The 17,146-nt window shown below is 73.4% G+C and carries 17 protein-coding genes; 7 read left to right on the top strand and 10 right to left on the bottom strand.

Annotation, left to right across the window (positions count from 1 at the left end; genetic code table 11):
• Positions 1–55 precede the first annotated feature (55 nt).
• Positions 56–859 carry an enoyl-CoA hydratase-related protein gene (locus AB0O01_RS22420; protein ID WP_365315807.1) on the top strand — a complete coding sequence of 268 codons (804 nt, stop codon included), beginning with the start codon at positions 56–58 and terminating at the stop codon, positions 857–859.
• A gap of 10 nt (positions 860–869) precedes the next feature.
• On the opposite strand, the gene AB0O01_RS22415 is transcribed toward AB0O01_RS22420, so the two are convergent.
• Both AB0O01_RS22415 and AB0O01_RS22410 read right to left on the bottom strand, forming a co-directional pair.
• Complete coding sequence (locus AB0O01_RS22415; RefSeq protein WP_365315806.1) at positions 870–1,457, bottom strand: DNA-3-methyladenine glycosylase I; 588 nt, start codon at positions 1,455–1,457, stop codon at positions 870–872.
• Positions 1,454–1,813, bottom strand: a complete 360-nt coding sequence (locus AB0O01_RS22410) for a DivIVA domain-containing protein (protein WP_365315968.1) — start codon at positions 1,811–1,813, stop codon at positions 1,454–1,456. Before AB0O01_RS22410 ends, AB0O01_RS22415 begins: the two co-directional genes overlap by 4 nt.
• Before the next feature lie 164 nt (positions 1,814–1,977).
• On the opposite strand from AB0O01_RS22410, the gene folP reads away from it, so the two are divergent.
• Positions 1,978–2,838: a dihydropteroate synthase gene (gene folP, locus AB0O01_RS22405; RefSeq protein ID WP_365315804.1), complete on the top strand. Its 861-nt coding sequence runs from the start codon at positions 1,978–1,980 to the stop codon at positions 2,836–2,838.
• Between the two features lie 183 nt (positions 2,839–3,021).
• On the opposite strand, the gene AB0O01_RS22400 is transcribed toward folP, so the two are convergent.
• Both AB0O01_RS22400 and dapE read right to left on the bottom strand, forming a co-directional pair.
• Positions 3,022–3,780 carry a TIGR00730 family Rossman fold protein gene (locus AB0O01_RS22400; RefSeq protein WP_365315803.1) on the bottom strand — a complete coding sequence of 253 codons (759 nt, stop codon included), beginning with the start codon at positions 3,778–3,780 and terminating at the stop codon, positions 3,022–3,024.
• A 188-nt stretch (positions 3,781–3,968) separates the two neighbouring features.
• Positions 3,969–5,069 (bottom strand): succinyl-diaminopimelate desuccinylase, encoded by a 1,101-nt coding sequence (dapE, locus tag AB0O01_RS22395; RefSeq protein WP_365315802.1) that lies wholly within the window; start codon positions 5,067–5,069, stop codon positions 3,969–3,971.
• Between the two features lie 125 nt (positions 5,070–5,194).
• Here dapE and AB0O01_RS22390 point away from each other — a divergent pair, with 125 nt between their 5' ends.
• A complete protein-coding gene (locus AB0O01_RS22390; RefSeq protein ID WP_365315800.1) occupies positions 5,195–6,163 on the top strand; it encodes a heavy metal transporter in 969 nt (322 codons plus the stop codon).
• A gap of 394 nt (positions 6,164–6,557) precedes the next feature.
• Positions 6,558–6,989: an ATP-binding protein gene (locus AB0O01_RS22385; protein WP_365315799.1), complete on the top strand. Its 432-nt coding sequence runs from the start codon at positions 6,558–6,560 to the stop codon at positions 6,987–6,989.
• A 135-nt stretch (positions 6,990–7,124) separates the two neighbouring features.
• Here AB0O01_RS22385 and AB0O01_RS22380 read toward each other — a convergent pair whose 3' ends face one another.
• Together AB0O01_RS22380 and fdxA are read right to left on the bottom strand one after the other, a co-directional pair.
• Positions 7,125–8,219, bottom strand: coding sequence for a bifunctional succinyldiaminopimelate transaminase/glutamate-prephenate aminotransferase (locus AB0O01_RS22380; protein ID WP_365315797.1), 1,095 nt, complete (start codon positions 8,217–8,219; stop codon positions 7,125–7,127).
• A 92-nt stretch (positions 8,220–8,311) separates the two neighbouring features.
• Entirely contained in the window at positions 8,312–8,632 is a 321-nt protein-coding gene (gene fdxA, locus AB0O01_RS22375) for a ferredoxin (protein ID WP_003985062.1), read from the bottom strand.
• Between the two features lie 141 nt (positions 8,633–8,773).
• On the opposite strand from fdxA, the gene AB0O01_RS22370 reads away from it, so the two are divergent.
• Both AB0O01_RS22370 and AB0O01_RS22365 read left to right on the top strand, forming a co-directional pair.
• On the top strand, positions 8,774–9,802 hold the full coding sequence (locus AB0O01_RS22370; protein WP_365315796.1) for a GNAT family N-acetyltransferase: 1,029 nt from the start codon (positions 8,774–8,776) through the stop codon (positions 9,800–9,802).
• A gap of 5 nt (positions 9,803–9,807) precedes the next feature.
• Positions 9,808–10,686: a transglutaminase-like domain-containing protein gene (locus AB0O01_RS22365; RefSeq protein WP_365315794.1), complete on the top strand. Its 879-nt coding sequence runs from the start codon at positions 9,808–9,810 to the stop codon at positions 10,684–10,686.
• Positions 10,687–10,939: 253 nt separating this feature from the next.
• Here AB0O01_RS22365 and AB0O01_RS22360 read toward each other — a convergent pair whose 3' ends face one another.
• From AB0O01_RS22360 to AB0O01_RS22345, 4 genes are all read right to left on the bottom strand, one after another.
• Positions 10,940–12,976 carry a hypothetical protein gene (locus AB0O01_RS22360; protein ID WP_365315792.1) on the bottom strand — a complete coding sequence of 679 codons (2,037 nt, stop codon included), beginning with the start codon at positions 12,974–12,976 and terminating at the stop codon, positions 10,940–10,942.
• Positions 12,977–13,174: 198 nt separating this feature from the next.
• Positions 13,175–13,597: a DUF6113 family protein gene (locus tag AB0O01_RS22355; RefSeq protein WP_365315790.1), complete on the bottom strand. Its 423-nt coding sequence runs from the start codon at positions 13,595–13,597 to the stop codon at positions 13,175–13,177.
• Positions 13,594–14,463, bottom strand: a complete 870-nt coding sequence (mshB, locus tag AB0O01_RS22350) for an N-acetyl-1-D-myo-inositol-2-amino-2-deoxy-alpha-D-glucopyranoside deacetylase (RefSeq protein ID WP_365315789.1) — start codon at positions 14,461–14,463, stop codon at positions 13,594–13,596. Before mshB ends, AB0O01_RS22355 begins: the two co-directional genes overlap by 4 nt.
• 31 nt (positions 14,464–14,494) lie before the next feature.
• Positions 14,495–14,689 carry a hypothetical protein gene (locus tag AB0O01_RS22345; protein ID WP_355748187.1) on the bottom strand — a complete coding sequence of 65 codons (195 nt, stop codon included), beginning with the start codon at positions 14,687–14,689 and terminating at the stop codon, positions 14,495–14,497.
• 192 nt (positions 14,690–14,881) lie between these two features.
• Between AB0O01_RS22345 and AB0O01_RS22340 the strand changes: the two genes are divergently transcribed.
• A complete protein-coding gene (locus AB0O01_RS22340; protein WP_365315787.1) occupies positions 14,882–17,002 on the top strand; it encodes an alpha/beta fold hydrolase in 2,121 nt (706 codons plus the stop codon).
• Positions 17,003–17,146: the final 144 nt, after the last annotated feature.

Here is a 17,146-nt window from a genome sequence, read left to right as displayed (position 1 = left end):
AAACGACCTACCGTTCGGTACGCCGCCGGACGCCCGACGACGGAGGGGACACCCCATGGCCGACACCGTGCTCTACGAGGTGAGCGACGGACTCGCGACGATCACGCTGAACCGCCCCGAGGCGATGAACGCGCTGAACATCGCCGCCAAGGTCGCCCTCCGCGAGGCGGTCCGGTCGGCGGCGGACGACAGCGCCGTACGGGCCGTGCTGCTGACGGCGGCCGGGGAGCGGGCGTTCTGTGTGGGCCAGGACCTCAAGGAGCACATCGGGCTGCTGGCGGCGGACCGGGAGTCGGGCGGCGGAGAGACCATGAGCACGGTCCGGGAGCACTACAACCCGATCGTCCGGACCCTCGCCCAGATGGCCAAGCCGGTGGTCGCCGCGGTGAACGGGGTCGCCGCGGGCGCCGGTTTCGGCTTCGCGCTGGCCGCGGACCACCGGATCGTCGCCGACACCGCCTCCTTCAACACTTCCTTCGCGGGCGTCGCCCTGACCGCCGACTCCGGGATCTCCTGGACCCTGCCCAGGGTCGTCGGCCCCGGCCGGGCGGCCGACCTGCTGCTGTTCCCGCGCGGGATCACGGCGCAGGAGGCGTACGAGCTGGGGATCGCGAACCGGGTGGTGCCCGCCGCCGAGCTGCGCGCCGAGGCCGGGAAGGTCGCCCGCGCGCTGGCCGAGGGCCCGACCGTGGCCTACGCGGCGCTCAAGGAATCCCTCGCCCACGGCTCCTCCCACTCCTTCGCGGAGACGCTGGAGAAGGAGGACGAACTCCAGCGCAGGGCGGGCGCCTCCGAGGACCACGCCATCGCCGTCCGGGCGTTCGTGAACAAGGAGAGGCCGAGGTACCTGGGCCGGTGAGACCGGCGCCCTACCGCGCGCCTCTGGCCGCGCAGCCCGCCAGATGGTCGTCCACCAGGCCGCACGCCTGCATCAGCGCGTAGGCGGTGGTCGGGCCGACGAAGCGCAGGCCCCGCTTCTTCAGCGCCTTCGACAGGGCGGTGGACTCGGGGGTGACCGCCGGGACGTCCCCGAGGGTCCTGGGGACCGGGCGGGTGGCCGGGTCGGGGGCGTGGGACCAGATCAGGGCGTCCAGGTCACCCGGCGCCCAGTCGGTGAGCACGCGCGCGTTGGCCATCGTCGCGTCGACCTTGGCGCGGTTGCGGATGATGCCGGGGTCGGCGAGGAGCCGTTCGCGGTCGGCGTCGGTGAAGGCGGCGACCGCGGGGATCCGGAAGTCCGCGAAGGCGGTCCGGAAGCCGGGGCGGCGGCGCAGGATGGTGATCCAGGACAGACCGGACTGGAACGCCTCCAGGCTGAGCCGCTCGAACAGCGCGTCGTCGCCGTGGACCGGGCGGCCCCACTCCTCGTCGTGGTAGGCCGTGTAGTCCGGGGTGGACAGGGCCCAGGGGCAGCGCAGCGTGCCGTCCTCCCCGGGGACGGCGGATCCGTCGCTCACCGATGGTCCCCGTCGGTGTCCTTGCCCAGGTCGACCTCGGTCCCGGCGCCTGCGCGGGCGCCCGCGAGGGCGGACTCCAGGTCGGCGATCCGGGCGTCCCGCTCGGCCAGCTCGGCGCCGAGCCGGTTCAGGGCGTCGTCCACCTCCGCCATCCGGTAGCCGCGGACGGCGAGCGGGAAGCGCAGGGCGTCGACATCGCCGCGGTCCAGGGGGCGGTCCGGGGGCAGCGGGTCGTGCAGCCGCTCGGGCGCCGCCTCGGGCAGCGGACCGCCGCCGTCGCCGCCGCCGACCACCAGCAGGGTGACCGCGGCGACCACGACGGCGAGCGCGACGACGAGGAAGAGGAACATGACCATCGGGTGAGCCCCCACGCTGGGTGTGGTCGATCTGGGATGTCTGGTCCGATCGTGCCATGCGAGTCTGACAGCTAGGGTCACAGACGGCCGGACAGGGCCGCGGACCAGGATGAACGCACACGGCAGCCGGTCGGTGCGAGGCGGCACGAGGAGGGGCGCAGCAGATGCTGAGGCTGGGCGGACGGGAGTTCGCCGCGCACGAGCCGGTGATCATGGCGATCGTGAACCGGACCCCGGACTCCTTCTACGACCAGGGGGCGACCTTCCGGGACGAGGCGGCACTCGCGCGCGTGGAGCGGGCCGTCGCCGAGGGGGCCGCGATCATCGACATCGGCGGGGTGAAGGCCGGGCCGGGCGAGGAGGTCACCGCCGAGGAGGAGGCGCGGCGCACGGTCGGCTTCGTGGCGGAGGTGCGGCGGCGCCACCCGGACGTGGTGATCAGTGTGGACACCTGGCGGGCGGAGGTCGGCGCGGCGGTCTGCGAGGCCGGCGCGGATGTCCTGAACGACGCCTGGGGCGGGGTCGACCCCGGCCTCGCGGAGGTCGCCGCGCGGTACCGGGTCGGCCTGGTCTGCACCCACGCCGGGGGCGCCGAGCCCCGCACCCGGCCGCACCGGGTGGCGTACGACGATGTCGTCGCCGACATCCTGCGGGTGACCCTGGGTCTCGCGGAGCGGGCGGTGGCGCTCGGGGTGCCGCGCGAGTCGGTGCTGATCGACCCGGGGCACGACTTCGGGAAGAACACCCGGCACAGCCTGGAGGCCACCCGGCGGCTCGGGGAGCTGGTGGAGACGGGGTGGCCGGTGCTGGTGTCGCTGTCCAACAAGGACTTCGTCGGGGAGACGCTGGACAAGCCGGTGAAGGAGCGGGTGCTCGGGACCCTGGCGACGACGGCGGTCTCGGCGTGGCTGGGGGCGCGGGTGTACCGGGTGCACGAGGTGGCGGAGACGCGGGAGGTGCTGGAGATGGTGGGGGCCATCGCGGGGCACCGGGGCCCTGCGGTGGCTCGGCGGGGGTTGGCTTAGGGGGTGGTTCAGGGGGTGGTTCAGGGGGTGGGCTCAGGAGGTCGGGGCCTGGGGGCGAGCGGTGGGGGGAGTTGATTCGCCCCCGCCGCCCCTACCCGTCCCATCCCCGGGGGCTTCGCCCCCGGACCCCCGTATCGGCCCCTGCGGGGCCTCGTCCTCAAACGCCGGACGGGCCGGACGGTCCTACCGGCCCGCCTCCTTCGAGACCAGGGCTACCGCCTCCTCGACGTCATCCGTGACGTGGAACAGGAGGAGGTCCTTCTCCGCCGCCTTGCCCTGGGCGATGAGGGTGTTGCGGAGCCAGTCGATCAGCCCGCCCCAGTACTCGGTGCCGAACAGGACGATCGGGAAGCGGGTGACCTTCTGGGTCTGGACCAGGGTGAGCGCCTCGAAGAGTTCGTCGAGGGTGCCGAGACCGCCGGGCAGGACCACGAACCCCTGCGCGTACTTGACGAACATCATCTTCCGGACGAAGAAGTAACGGAAGTTGAGGCCGATGTCGACATAGGGGTTCAGTCCCTGCTCGAAGGGCAGTTCGATGCCCAGGCCGACCGAGACCCCGCCCGCCTCCAGGGCGCCCTTGTTGGCGGCCTCCATGGCGCCGGGTCCGCCCCCGGTGATGACCGCCCACCCCGCCTCGACCAGACCGGTGCCCAGGCGGACGCCCGCCTCGTACTCCGGGGAGTCGGGCCGGGTGCGGGCGGAGCCGAAGACGGAGATCGCGGGCGGGAGTTCGGCGAGGGTGCCGAAGCCCTCGATGAACTCCGACTGGATGCGCAGCACCCGCCAGGGGTCGGTGTGGACCCAGTCGGAGGGGCCGCCCGCGTCCAGCAGACGCTGGTCCGTCGTGCTGGCCGTCACCTGGCCGCGCCGCCGCAGGACCGGTCCGAGACGCTGCTCCCGAGGCGGCTGCCTCTTGTCCTCAGGGTTGCCGGTGGCCATATGCGCTCCCTCCGATCGGGTCCTTCCCCGGTCGGCACGGCCGGGGCCGCGGGTCCGGGGAGGGACGTCTTTCCACCTCAGCGTAGATCTACGCCGGTTACGCGCGGGGGACGTCGGCGTGTCCGGGCCGCAGCGGGCGGCCCAAGGGGGCCGACGGGACCGGTGCGGGACGGGCGCCGGTCAGAGCATCAGGAGGTCAGCCAGGACCTGAGTCGCTCCTCCGCCGCCAGGATCTTCGCGGTCTCCACCCTTTCGTCCCGCTTGTGGGCCAAGTGCGGATTGCCGGGGCCGTAGTTCACCGCGGGGACGCCCAGCGCGCTGAACCGGGAGACGTCCGTCCAACCGTACTTGGGCTGCGGGGTGCCGCCCACCGCCTCGATGAACGCCGCCGCGGCCGGATGGGACAGCCCCGGCATCGCCGCGCCGCTGTGGTCGACGACCTGGAAGTCCGTCACCCCGCAGTCCGCGAAGACCTCGTGGACATGGGCGATGGCCTCGTCCTCCGTACGGTCCGGGGCGTAGCGGAAATTGACCGTGACCACACACTCGTCGGGGATGACATTGCCCGCCACCCCGCCCGTGATCCCGACCGCGTTCAGGCCCTCGCGGTACTCCAGGCCGTCGATCACCGGGTAGCGGGGCTCGTAGGCGGCGAGGCGGGCGAGGATCGGGGCGGCGGCGTGGATCGCGTTGGAGCCCATCCAGGAGCGGGCCGAGTGGGCGCGCTCCCCCTTGGTGGTGAGCAGGACCCGCAGGGTGCCCTGGCAGCCGCCCTCGACCTGGCCGTCGGAGGGTTCGAGGAGCACCGCGAAGTCGGCGGCGAGCCACTCCGGGTGGGCGGCGGCGAGATGGCGCAGGCCGTTGCGCTCGGCGGCGACCTCCTCGTTGTCGTAGAAGATGAAGGTCAGATCGCGGTTGGGGGCCGGGACGGTGGCCGCGATGCGGAGCTGGACCGCCACGCCGGACTTCATGTCGCAGGTGCCGCAGCCCCACAGGACGCCCTCGTCGTCCAGGCGGGAGGGGACGTTGTCCGCGATGGGGACGGTGTCGATGTGCCCGGCGAGCACCACCCGCTCGGCCCGCCCCAGGTCCGTGCGGGCCACGACGTTGTTGCCGTAGCGGTGGACGGTGAGGTGCGGCAGGGCGCGCAGGGCCCGCTCGACGGCGTCGGCCAGCGGCTTCTCGGAGCCGCTGACGGACGGGAGGTCGACCAGGCGCGCGGTCAGCAGGGCGGCGTCCAGACCGAGGTCCAGGGCGGCGGCGGGGGCGTTGTCGGGCGTGTCGGGCATGGTGACGACACTATCGCCGGTCAGGACGGCACCGACCCGCTCCCGCTCCTGCCCTCCCCTGCCCTTCCGTCCATGTTTTCGCCACCGCTCCGAAGCCCGCCGGAAAGCTCAAGTACCGTGGACGCGTGTCAGAGCCGTCCCCCTCCCCCAAGCGTCCCGGCCGTCTCCTGCGTCTCGGGGCGGCCCTGGTGGTCATGCTCGCTGTCGCGGGCTATCTGGTCGTGCAGTACGTCACCGGCGCCTCCGGTGCGCACTGCAAGGTGGTCGCGGGCGACGGCCGGGGCGGGACCTACGACTTCACCCCGGAGCAGGCGGTGAACGCGGCGGCCATCTCCGCCGTCGGCACCGCGCGCGGGCTGCCCGAACGGGCCGTCACCATCGCGCTGGCCACCGCGATGCAGGAGTCGGCGCTGCGCAACCTCGACCACGGCGACCGTGATTCGCTCGGCCTCTTCCAGCAGCGGCCCTCCCAGGGCTGGGGCACCGAGCAGCAGATCATGGACCCGGTCTACTCGGCGACCGAGTTCTACGAGCATCTGGAGAAGGTGGACGGCTACACCGAACTGCCGCTCACCGTCGCCGCCCAGCGCGTCCAGCGCAGCGGCTTCCCCACCGCGTACGCCAAGCACGAGCCGGACGCGCAGCTTCTCGCCGACGCCTTCACCGGCCGGGCCGCGGCCACCCTGACCTGCGGTGGCCGCCCCGACGCCACCGAGTCACCGGCTCCCGGGCAGACCTCGGCCACCGGGCCCGACGCGGTGCGCTCCGCCCTGGTGCGGGACTTCGGGCAACTGGAGCGGACCGGCGCGGAGGTGGGCACGCCGGGCACCCCGGCGGCGGGCCCGAGCGGGGTCACGGCGGAGGCAGTGGGGCGGACGGTGACGGTACCGGTGACCGACGGCGGCACCGACCCGACGCCGGCCGGGGAGCGCGGCTGGCGGGTCGCGCACTGGGCCGTGGCCAACGCCACCGCGCTGGGCATCGAGCGCGTCTCCTACGCGGGCCGGGAGTGGACCGCCGGGTCCTCCGAGAAGCCGTGGCGGACGACGGACGGCGACACGGCGGACGCGGTGCGGATCACCACCGTGCGCTAGTGCGAACGTTCCCTCGCGGGGAGTAGCCCGCCGGGCGCGCGGCGTCCGGGTGCGCGGGTTTTCGCGCGGTCACCCGGCCGAACGGCGAATCCCTTGGGAACACAGGGGCGTAAGGATTCAGCAGCAGTTCCCCGCCCCCTCCCCACCTTGACCATTTGCCCGTTTTTATCCGCAACCGATAATGCGACGCATTACCAACTCTTTACGTTGGCGCTCCGCAACCTCGATGGGGGGTCGAGCGGTAGTCACTGCGTCCGAGCCCGGACGGTCCACCGCCGAGTCACCTCGGCCCCGTGGTTCTTGGCCAGTTGGTCAACTCCCGGGCAGGACAGGGCAGTTCACTGCCCGGCTCATCAGTCTCTGCCGTACTTCTCTCTTCCGTCGAAGGAGCATCATGTCCCTCCCCCTGACCCGCCGGATCGCCCGTGCCGCGCTGCTCGTCGCTGCGGGGGCGGCTGCCGGGGTCGGTGCGGCCGGCTCCGCCAGCGCCGCGCCCGAACTGCCGGCCACCCCGAACCTCGGTGGGCTGACCGCGCTGGACGGCGCGAACACGGGCAGCACCGTGGACAGCGCCGCGCGCACCACCACCGGGCTGGCCGGTGAGACCGGCGGCAACGCGGTGAAGACGGCGGTTCCCGCCGCGGGCAAGACCGCGGGCGCGGCGGCGAAGAAGGCGACTCCGGCCGCGCAGCGTGCGGCGGGCGAGGTCGCCGGGTCCGCGGGGGATGTCGTGGGTGACACCGCCAAGGCGGCGACCAAGGGCGGGCTGCCGACCGAGGGGCTGACCAAGGGCGGGCTGCCCGTGCAGGGGCTTCCGCTGGGCTGAGGTTGCGGTGTGCGGAGGAGGGGCCCGGGGTTGAACCCCGGGCCCCTCTTCTTGCGTGTTCGGGTGCGGGTGGGTGGGGGCTGGTCGCGCGGTTCCTCCCCCGGAGGGGGTACCCCCAGCGCCCCTGAGAGCCTCTTACCCGAGTCGGTCCACTGCTGCGGCGATGCGCTCGTCCGTCGCTGTCAGGGCCACTCGGACGAAGGTGTTGCCCGCGGTGCCGTAGAAGTCGCCGGGGGCCACCAGGATGCCCAGGTCGGCGAGGTGGGCGACCGTGGTCCAGCAGGGTTCGTCGCGGGTGGCCCAGAGGTAGAGGCTGGCCTCGCTGTGCTCGATGCGGAAGCCGTGGGACTCCAGGGCCGTACGGAGCGCCGCGCGTCGGGTGGCGTAGCGCTCGCGCTGGACGCGGACATGGTCGTCGTCGTGCAGGGCCGCCGCCGCTGCCGCCTGGGTGGGGGCCGGGGTCATCATGCCGCCGTGCTTGCGGATCTCCAGCAGCGGGCCCAGCACCGCCGGGTCACCGGCCAGGAAGGCCGCGCGGTAGCCGGCGAGGTTGGAGCGCTTGGAGAGGGAGTGGACGGCCACGATGCCGTCGTAGGAGCCGCCGTTCACGTCCGGGTGGAGGACGGAGACGGGGTCGGCCTCCCAGCCCAGTTCGAGGTAGCACTCGTCGGAGAAGACCAGGACGCCGTGGGCGCGGGCCCAGGCGACGATCCGGGTGAGGTCCTCCTTGGGGAGGACGCGGCCGGTCGGGTTGGACGGGGAGTTGAGCCAGAGCAGTTTCAGGCCCTCGGGGTCGAGGGTGGTGGGGTCGTCGTAGACCTCGTGGTCGGCGCGGGCCAGGCGGGCGCCCACCTCGTAGGTGGGGTAGGCGAGGCGGGGGAGGGCGACCCGGTCGCCGGGGCCCAGGCCGAGCTGGGTGGGGAGCCAGGCGACGAGTTCCTTGGAGCCGACGACCGGCAGGACATGGCGGTGGGTGACGTCCCGCGCGCCGAGGCGGCGGGTGAGCCAGCCGGTGATCGCGTCACGCAGTTCGGGCGTGCCCCAGACCGTCGGGTAGCCCGGCGAGTCGGCCGCCTCGACCAGCGCCTTCTGGATCACCTCGGGGACCGGGTCGACCGGCGTGCCGACCGAGAGGTCGACGATGCCGTCCGGATGGGCCGAGGCGGTCTGCTTGAAGGGGGTCAGCTTGTCCCAGGGGAAGACCGGAAGCCGGTCGGTGACTGCGGACACGGGTTCGTGCTCACTTTCGGTTGCGCGCTGGTACGGCGAACGCCCCGGTCCCTGGGGGAACGGGGCGGCGCGAGTCGGTCGCGGGCGCGCGCTCAGCCGTTCTGCGGCGGCAGCGCGGCGATGAAGGGGTGGTCCCGCTCGATCAGCCCGAGCTTGCTGGCACCGCCGGGCGAGCCCAGCTCGTCGAAGAACTCGACGTTCGCCTTGTAGTAGTCCTTCCACTCCTCGGGAGTGTCGTCCTCGTAGAAGATCGCCTCGACCGGGCAGACCGGCTCACAGGCGCCGCAGTCGACGCATTCGTCCGGGTGGATGTACAAGGACCGGGAGCCCTCGTAGATGCAGTCGACCGGGCACTCCTCGATGCACGCCTTGTCCTTGACGTCGACACAAGGCTGCGCGATGACGTAGGTCACGCTGTCGTTCCTCCTCGATACGGGCGCTGGCGGGCCACCTGGGCTCCGCCGGTCTGGCGCGCGAGAGCGCGGCTTCGTCGATGCCCGCACCTAGTATCTCCGTTCTTGGGCATGATCCGAACAGGAGGGGTGGATTGACCTGTGGAAATCTCGGCGACCGGACGTCTCGTCATCCGAATCACCGCTGCTGACGTGGGCAAACGGGTCTCGGTCCGGCAGCGTCTCGATCCCCGGGACACCGGGGGTGAATTCACCGACACGGTGGGTGTTCTCACATCCTGGGACGACGCTGTGCTGGTGATCACACGCCGGGACGGCGAGGCCGTCCGGATTCCGGAATCCGCCCTGGTCGCGGGCAAGGTGGTGCCCGCCGCCCCGGCCCGCCGCCGGGGTCCCTCGGCCTCGTACGGGGAACTCGCCCGGGTCGCCGCGCGGGCCTGGCGGCCGGTGGAGAGCGAGTGGCTCGGGGAGTGGGAACTGCGGGCCGCCTCGGGGTTCACCCGCCGGGCCAACTCGGTGCTGCCGCTGGGCGATCCGGGGGTGCCGCTGGACGAGGCGCTGCGGGTGGTGCGGGACTGGTACCGGGCGCGGGGGCTGCCCGCGTATGTGCAGATCGCGACCGGGGCCGAGGGCACACAGGAGGTGCTGGGCGCGGAGCTGGCGGCACGGGGGTGGGTGCGGGAGGTGAGCGCCGAGCTGTGGACCGGGGCGCTGGCGCCGGTCGCGGACCGGGGAGAGGGGGCTGGGGCGGTGGGCGGCGGGGGTGTCGTGCTGGCTCGGGGGGCGGACGCCGGGTGGCTGGGGCGGTATCAGCGGCGGGGGGTGAGCGAGGTCGCGCTGCGGGTGCTGGGGAGCGGGGCCTCGGTGTGGTTCGCGAGCGTGCCGGGTGCGGGGGGCGTGCCCGCCGCGATCGGGCGGTGTGTGGTGGACGGGCGGTGGGCCGGGTTCGCGGCGGTGGAGGTCGATCCGGGGCTGCGGCGGCAGGGGCTGGCGACCGAGGTCGTGGCCGCGCTCGCCCGGCGCGCGCTGGAGGAGGGCGCGTCGGCGGCCTGGCTCCAGGTCGAGACGGACAACGCGGGGGCGCGTGCGCTGTACGGGCGGCTGGGGTTCGCTCCGCATCACGCCTATCACCACTTCCGGTTCGTGGCCGATCCTGCGGGCGGGGGGTGAGGGGGGTGTCGTCATCGTCTTGGCCGGGTTCGTCGGGGTCGTCGGCTTTCGGTCCCTCGGCGGAGCGGGTCGCCGAGGTGCGGCGGCGGTTCGCGGCGGAGGCGCGGGCCGAGTCGCCCGATCTGGCCACGCTGTGCCTGCTGATCGGGGCGCAGGCGGACGCCGGGCTGGACGACGCCGGGATCGACGCGGCGCAGCTCGCGCTGGACGAACTGGCGGGGATGCTGCCGTTCCGTCCCGGTGGGCCGGGGGCGTGGGCGGTCGCGCTGCGGGAGTTGCTCGGGGAGCGGCTGGGGTTCTGTGGCTCCCCGAGGGAGTACGGGCGGCTGGAGGCGTCGCTGCTGCACCGGGTGCTGGAGCGGCGGCGGGGGCTGCCGATCCTGCTGTCGGTGGTGTGGGTGGAGGTCGCCCGGCGGGCCGGGGCGCCGGTGTACGGGGTGGCGCTGCCGGGGCATTTCGTGGTGGGGCTCGGTCCGGTGGGGCCGGGGCGGCGGCCGGTGCTGGTGGATCCGTTCGATGGGGGGCGGGTGTTGGCCGAGGGGGATGTGGAGGGGTTGGTGGGGGGTGGGCTGGAGGCGGGGATGCCGGCTCCGGCCGGGGTGGTGCAGGTGGTGCGGAGGGTGCTGAACAACGTGGGGGTGTGGGCGCGGGGGCGGCCGGAGCGGGGGGACGTGGCGTTGTGGGCGGTGGAGTTGGGGCTGTTGCTGCCGTCGCATGCGGCGCGGTTGCGGTACGAGCGGGGGCGGTTGCTGGTGGAGCGGGGGGATTTCTTGGGTGGGGCGGTGGAGTTGGAGGGGTATGCGGAGGTGGTGGAGGGGGTGGACGCGGAGGTGGCCGAGGGGGTTCGGGCGGAGGCTCGGGCGGCTCGGGCTCGGTTGAACTAGGGGGCGGTTGTTGGGTGCGGGTGTGCGGGTGGTTCTCGCGCAGTTCCTCCTCCGGAGGGGGTACCTCCAGCGCCCCTGAGACCGTCGTCGGGTGCGGGTGAGTGGGGGCTGGTCGCGCAGTTCCCCGCGCCCCTAGAAGATGCGGAGATTCCCCCAGCCCTGGAAGACTCCGCCGTTCTCCGCAGCTCTGAAAAGCGAAAGCCTTGGGGGGCACCCCCGGTGTGTGGGTGCCCCCAAGGCTGGTTGCCCGGTTCTAGCTCGGGTTGGTTTCGATGGTTGCCACGCGGTTGTCCGTGCTCTTCAGGGCCGGGCGCAGGGCGCCGATGACGTCCTGGACCGTTACCGGGGTCTTCTCGCCGGTGCCCCGGGTGATCAGGACGTCGGCGAAGGTGCTGCCGTACAGCTCCTGGAGGGCGGCCTCGTCGTAGGAGTCGACCAGTTTGCCGTCGACGGCCTTGACCTGGAGGAACTTCCAGAGGCTGTTCTCGGGGCTGAAGTCGATGGACTGGCCGGCGTCGGTGCGCACGGTGACCAGGTCGGACATCGCCGGTTCGGCGAACTCCTTCATCATGCGGTCCACCTCGGCGTCGGTCACCGTCGGCTCGACCGTGGTCGTCGGGAGTGGGAGCGGGGTCTCGGAGCCGGTCTCGACCTGGGTGCGGTACGCCTCCTCGACGGCGTCCGCGGCCCGGCCCGCGTCGACGCCCTGGCCCTTCTTGCCGTAGACCGGGACGGCCTTGCCCGACTCGAAGGTGATCGTGCCGTCCCCGGCGCCGGTCGCGCCGCCCGCGGCGTCCGTGAGGGCGGCGCGCAGCTTCTCCTCGTCGACCGGCATGACCGGCTCGACGATCCGCTTCTCGCCGAAGAGCGAGCCGATGACGGAGACCGGGTTGTAGTCGCTCTTCGCGGCGGCGGCGACCGTGGCGTCCGCGTCGAACTGGAGGCCCGCCTGGTCCGGCGCGAGGGAGACGGTCTCGCCGTCGACGGAGAGCTTCAGCGGGGTCGCGGTGCGCTCGCCGAGCGCCGCGTCCAGCTTCTTGACGGCGTCGTCACGGGTGCCGCCGCCGATGTCGACGCCGAGCACGGTGGTGCCCCTGGGGACGTCGGAGTGGTTCATGAGGAGTCCGGCGCCGTAGGCGACACCGCCGATGAAGACCAGACCGCCGACCAGGAGGACCAGCTTGCTGCGGCCCTTCTTCTTGCGGGGCGCGGCGGGGGCGGGGGCGGGGGTGCTCTGCTGCGGGGCGGGGGCGGGAGTGGGTTCGGTGCGCTGGGGGGTGCCCGGCGGGACCACCGGGATGCCGCCGGCGAGGGTTTCGCCGGGGGCGTTCCCCGCGGGGGGCGGGTAGACGCCGCCGGGGGGCTCCGGGACCTGCACCTGGGGGGTGAGGATCGCGGTGTCGTCGCTGAAGCCGCCGCCGGGGGCCAGGGAGACGCCTCCGGGGGCCGGGGGCGGGACGAGGGGGCCGTCGCCGGTGACGGGGCCGCCGGTGGGACCCGCGGGGCCCTGGGGGCCGCCGTAGCCGTACGGGCCGCCCTGGCCGTTCTGGCCGCCGGGTCCGCCGGGGGCTCCCGTGCCGGGGGCGGGGCCCGCGGGGTGGGTGCCGTTGGCGTAGCCGTTCGGGGCGGGGTGGGGGGCGGCGCCGTTGCCGTTCTGGGGGCGCTGGCCGGCCGCGAGGGCCTCGGTGACGTCGAAGGAGCCGGTGCCGCCGCCGTGGCCGGGGGCGACCGGGCCGCCGGTCGCGCCGGGCAGGGGGGTGCCGGGGGCCGGGCGGGTGGCGGCCGGTGCCGTACCGGCGACCGGGGTGCCGGCTGCCGGGGTGGCGCCCGGACCCGGGCTCTGGGTGGCGCCGCCCGCCGAGGGGCCGGTGCGGGGGCCGGGGGCGGGCTGGCCGGGCTTGCGCGGCGCGAACCAGTCGCTGGTCTTCTCCCCCGCCGGCGCTCCCGGCGCTCCCGGTGCGCCCGGGGACGCGGCGGCGTCCGCGCCGCCCTGGGCCGGGGACGGGGGCCGGGGCGGCTCGGCGGCCGTCCGGTCGCCGTCGCCCTCGCCGTCGGCGACGGGGGTGCGCACCACGACCGGCGGGATGGGCCGGGATCCGGGGATGTTGATCCGGACCCGGGTCGTCAGTGTGGTCTCGGTCTTGCGTTCCTCCGGCTGCGCGGCCGAACGGCCCGCGTCCGCACCGCCGTCGGTGGCCGCCGGCGTACCGTACGGCGGCGTCCCCGAGGGGTATGCGGCTCCGCCGTGCCCGGTGGGCCCGGAGGACGGACTGTCAGTTTCACGACTCAAGGCAGGTTCTCCCGGTTGGCTCCGCCGCCCGTTGCGACCTCACTCTGCTTGGGGGTCCCCCCGGGCCCGAACCGAGTCGAGCGGATGGGGAGGATCGGCGGCGCGCACCACCATACTGGCCACTTGACACACGATTCCCCGGAGCGTTCGGGAAACCCGCACGGGACGCGCACGTACCGGGGGCGCAGAAGTGGTACGTCACTTGCCAAGTCGGGCGGAGCGGTCGTGCGGTTGCCGCCCGGGGCCGAGGGTGGCGCAGATCACAGCCACGGCCATGCCGCCGAGCAGGAAGAGGTAGGAGCCCGCGCCCGCGGCGAACACGAAGTCCCCTTCCGGGCGGCTGGTGGTGAGCAGGATGACGGAGAGCATCCAGCCCGCCGCGACCGCCACTCCCCCGCCTCGGGTGCCGGTGGCGAGGGACCCGCCGAGGATCGCCCCGGCCGACCCGGCGAGCGCCAGCAGCAGTCCGCCGGGGAACCAGGCGCCCTCCAGCAGCGCGCCCGCGATCCCGGTGAGCAGCCCGAGGGCGAACAGGCCGACATACGCGGCGATCCGCCCGGCGGAGGGGCGGGGCAGGCGCAGGGGCTGGGCGAGGAGGGAACCGCGGTCGCCGTCCGTCATGGGGTGCCTCCCGTTCCGGTGGAGATCCCGGCGAAGAGATCGCGCTCCACGCCGGGCGCGCGCTCCCCGCGCGCCAACTCGTAGGACTCGTCGGTCAGCAGCGGCTGGACGAGGTCGTTGGAGAGGGTGAAGTACGGGGGCAGGACGGTGATCTGGGTGGCGTGCGCGGCCATCGCGGCGGCCTTCGCGGTGGCGAACGCGGTGCCGTCGATCGTGGTGGTGATCCGGTCGTCGTCGATCACGCCGGGGAGGTCTTCGAGGGTGCCCGCCGTGTCGTGGGGGAGGGTGGGGAGGTCGGCGGCGAGGCGGGCGAAGGCGGCCTCGGCGGTGCCGCGCGGGATGCGGTTCCAGAAGATCCGGTCGATGGCGATGCCCTCGGCGGCGGCGAGTTCGGCGGCGCGCATGGCGACCCGGTGGGCCTGGATGTGGTCGGGGTGGCCGTAGCCGCCGTCGGGGTCGTAGGTGATCAGGACCTGGGGGCGGACCTCGCGGACCACGGTGAGCAGGGCGGTCGCCGCCCGGTCGACATCGGCCTGCCAGAAGCAGTCCGGGGCGTCGTTGTCGGGCAGGCCCATCATCCCGGAGTCGGTGTAGCGGCCGGCGCCGCCGAGCTGACGGACATCGGTGACACCGAGGACGCGCATGGCGGCGGCCAGCTCACCGAGCCGGTGCGCGCCGAGGGCGGCACCGGTCAGATGGGCCAGCTCCGGCGGGATGACCTCGCCGCGTTCGCCGAGCGTGCAGGTGACCAGCGTCACCCGCGCGCCCTGTGCGGCGTACGCGGCCATGGTCGCGCCGTTGTTGATCGACTCGTCGTCGGGGTGCGCGTGCACCAGCAGCAGACGACGGGCGGGGTGGTCCGTCATGGCCCCCAGGGTACGGGGGCCATGACGGGGGTCAGAAGTTGATGCTGCCGATCATCCCCGCGATATTGCTCGTCAGCTCGCTGATCGTGGGCGCGATCGTCGAGGACGAGAGATAGAACCCCAGCAACATACAGACCACCGCGTGTCCCGCTTTGAGCCCGGACTTCTTGATCAGCAGGAAGACGATGATCGCCAGCAGCACCACCGCCGAGATCGAGAGTGCCATGGCGGTTCACCTCCAAGCAGAGCGGGCGGACTTGCCCATCCATACAGACCGGTCAATGCATACAGACGCGTAAATCCATGCAGGAGCCAGCAGGTTCATACCCACACAGCGCTAGTGATCATAACTATCCGTGCGCGCGCATCTGTCGGCGCACGGCCGCACAAGGGGGCGCATGGCCAATATCGTCGTGGCATGACGACCGAGCCCGAGTCCTTCCCCCGCCGGCACGCCCGCACCCAGCGATTCACGCTCGGCGCGCCGCGTTCCTTCTCCGTCGCTCCGGACGGCTCGCGTGTCGCGTTTCTGCGCGCGCGATCCGGCCAGGATCGCGCGGGTGCCCTCTGGGTGCTCGATCTGCCGGACGGCGGGGAGCGGGTGGCGGCCGATCCCGGGGCGCTGCTGGGCGGCGCCGGGGAGCGGCTGTCGCCCGAGGAGCGGGCCCGCCGGGAGCGCAGCCGGGAGGGCGGCGCGGGGATCGTCGGCTATGCCACGGACGCGGCGGTGGAGCTGGCCGCGTTCGCCCTGTCGGGGCGGCTGTTCACGGCCGAGCTGCGCGCCGGGACCGGCCGCGAGCTGCGGGTTCCCGGTCCGGTGATCGATCCGCGGCCCTCGCCGGACGGGCGGTGGATCGCCTATGTGGCGGGCGGTGCGCTGCGGGTCGTGGGGGCCGAGGGGGCGGGTGACCGGGCGCTCGCGGAGCCCGACACGCCGGAAGTGTCCTATGGGCTCGCGGAGTTCGTCGCGGCGGAGGAAATGGACCGTACGCGTGGATTCTGGTGGGCGCCGGACTCGGACCGGCTGCTGGTGGCGCGGGTGGACGACACGCCGGTGCGGCGCTGGTGGATCGCTGATCCCGCGCAGCCGGAACGTGATCCACAACACGTCCCGTATCCGGCGGCGGGGACGCCGAACGCGCTGGTGCGGCTGTTCGTGACGGACCTCGGCGGGGCCCGTACCGAGGTGGCCTGGGACCGGGTGCGGTACCCGTATCTGGCGCGTGTGCACTGGTCGGACGCGGGGGCGCCGCTGATTCTGGTGCAGGCGCGCGATCAGCGCAGCCAGCTCTATCTGGCGGTGGATCCGGACACCGGGGCGACCCGGATGGTGCATGCCGACGAGGATCCGATTTGGCTTGATCTTTTCGGCGGGGTGCCCTGCTGGTCGCCGTCCGGGCAGTTGGTGCGGATCGCCGACGAGGGCGGCGCCCGGGTCCTCGCGGTGGGTGAACGCCCGTTGACCGGGCCGCAGTTGCAGGTGCGGGCGGTGCTGGATGTCGGGGCCTCGGATGTGCTGGTCACGGCGTCGGCGGGTGAGGAGGCGGGGTCGCCGGAGGTCGGTGAGACGCATGTCTACCGGGTGAACGAACTCGGCGTGGCGCGGGTCTCCGAGGAGCCCGGGGTGCACGCGGCGGTGCGGCGGGGCGGGGTGACGGTCCTGCTGTCGGCGACTCTGGAGCGGCCGGGGACGGTGGCGCGGGTCCTGCGTGACGGCAGCCCCGTGACGGTGATCCGGTCGTATGCGGAAACTCCCGGTTTCTCCCCCCGCGTGACGTTGGTCGAGGGGGGCGCACGGCGGATCCCGTGCGCCGTGCTTATGCCACAGGACTACCCCGGTGACCGTCCCCTGCCGGTGCTGCTCGATCCGTACGGGGGTCCGCACGGGGCGCGGGTGAGCGCCGCGCACCACGCCCATCTCACCTCGCAGTGGTTCGCCGACCAGGGGTTCGCCGTGGTCGTGGCGGACGGGCGGGGCACCCCGGGGCGCTCCCCGGCCTGGGAGAAGGCGATCCAGGGGGACTTCACCCTGACCCTGGACGATCAGATCGAGGCGCTCCAGGATTTGGCGAAGACTCATCCGCTCGATCTCGGCCGGGTGGCCATTCGTGGCTGGTCCTACGGGGGATATCTGGCCGCTCTGGCTGTTCTGCGCCGCCCGGATGTCTTCCACGCGGCCGTCGCCGGTGCCCCGGTGACGGACTGGCGGCTCTACGACACCCATTACACCGAGCGCTATCTCGGCGACCCGGCCACCGCCCCGGCGGCGTACGCGCACAGCTCGCTGATCACCGACGAGGGGCTGTCGGCCGCCGCTGCCGGGCCGCACCGCCCGCTGATGATCGTGCACGGGCTCGCTGACGACAATGTGGTGGTCGCCCACGCGCTGCGGCTGTCCTCGGCGCTGCTGGCGGCCGGTCGCCCGCACGAGGTGCTGCCGCTGTCGGGGGTCACCCATATGACCCCGCAGGAGCGGGTCGCCGAGAATCTGCTGCTGCTCCAGGTCGACTTCCTCCGGCGGGCCCTCGATCTGCCGTGATCCGCCCTGTCGGCAAGGCTTCTTCACGAGAGCACCGCAACCATCAATTGAGGAACCACGACGATGCGCCGACCACGTCCGCGAGAGCGGCGCCGGTTTAGGCGCAAAAAAACGGGCCGGGGTGACATGGCTCACCCCGGCCCG

Origin of the sequence: Streptomyces sp. NPDC093252, assembly GCF_040683675.1 — a bacterium.
In the GTDB taxonomy this organism is placed as follows: domain Bacteria; phylum Actinomycetota; class Actinomycetes; order Streptomycetales; family Streptomycetaceae; genus Streptomyces.
This window is presented reverse-complemented; position numbering and strand designations above follow the sequence as displayed.

Coding starts and splice junctions, on each gene's coding strand:
- AB0O01_RS22420 (WP_365315807.1), top strand. CDS start 56: ATGGCCGACACCGTGCTCTACGAGGTGAGCGACGGACTCGCGACGATC.
- AB0O01_RS22410 (WP_365315968.1), bottom strand. CDS start 1,813: ATGGTCATGTTCCTCTTCCTCGTCGTCGCGCTCGCCGTCGTGGTCGCC.
- folP (WP_365315804.1), top strand. CDS start 1,978: ATGCTGAGGCTGGGCGGACGGGAGTTCGCCGCGCACGAGCCGGTGATC.
- AB0O01_RS22400 (WP_365315803.1), bottom strand. CDS start 3,780: ATGGCCACCGGCAACCCTGAGGACAAGAGGCAGCCGCCTCGGGAGCAG.
- dapE (WP_365315802.1), bottom strand. CDS start 5,069: ATGCCCGACACGCCCGACAACGCCCCCGCCGCCGCCCTGGACCTCGGT.
- AB0O01_RS22385 (WP_365315799.1), top strand. CDS start 6,558: ATGTCCCTCCCCCTGACCCGCCGGATCGCCCGTGCCGCGCTGCTCGTC.
- AB0O01_RS22355 (WP_365315790.1), bottom strand. CDS start 13,597: ATGACGGACGGCGACCGCGGTTCCCTCCTCGCCCAGCCCCTGCGCCTG.
- mshB (WP_365315789.1), bottom strand. CDS start 14,463: ATGACGGACCACCCCGCCCGTCGTCTGCTGCTGGTGCACGCGCACCCC.
- AB0O01_RS22345 (WP_355748187.1), bottom strand. CDS start 14,689: ATGGCACTCTCGATCTCGGCGGTGGTGCTGCTGGCGATCATCGTCTTC.
- AB0O01_RS22340 (WP_365315787.1), top strand. CDS start 14,882: ATGACGACCGAGCCCGAGTCCTTCCCCCGCCGGCACGCCCGCACCCAG.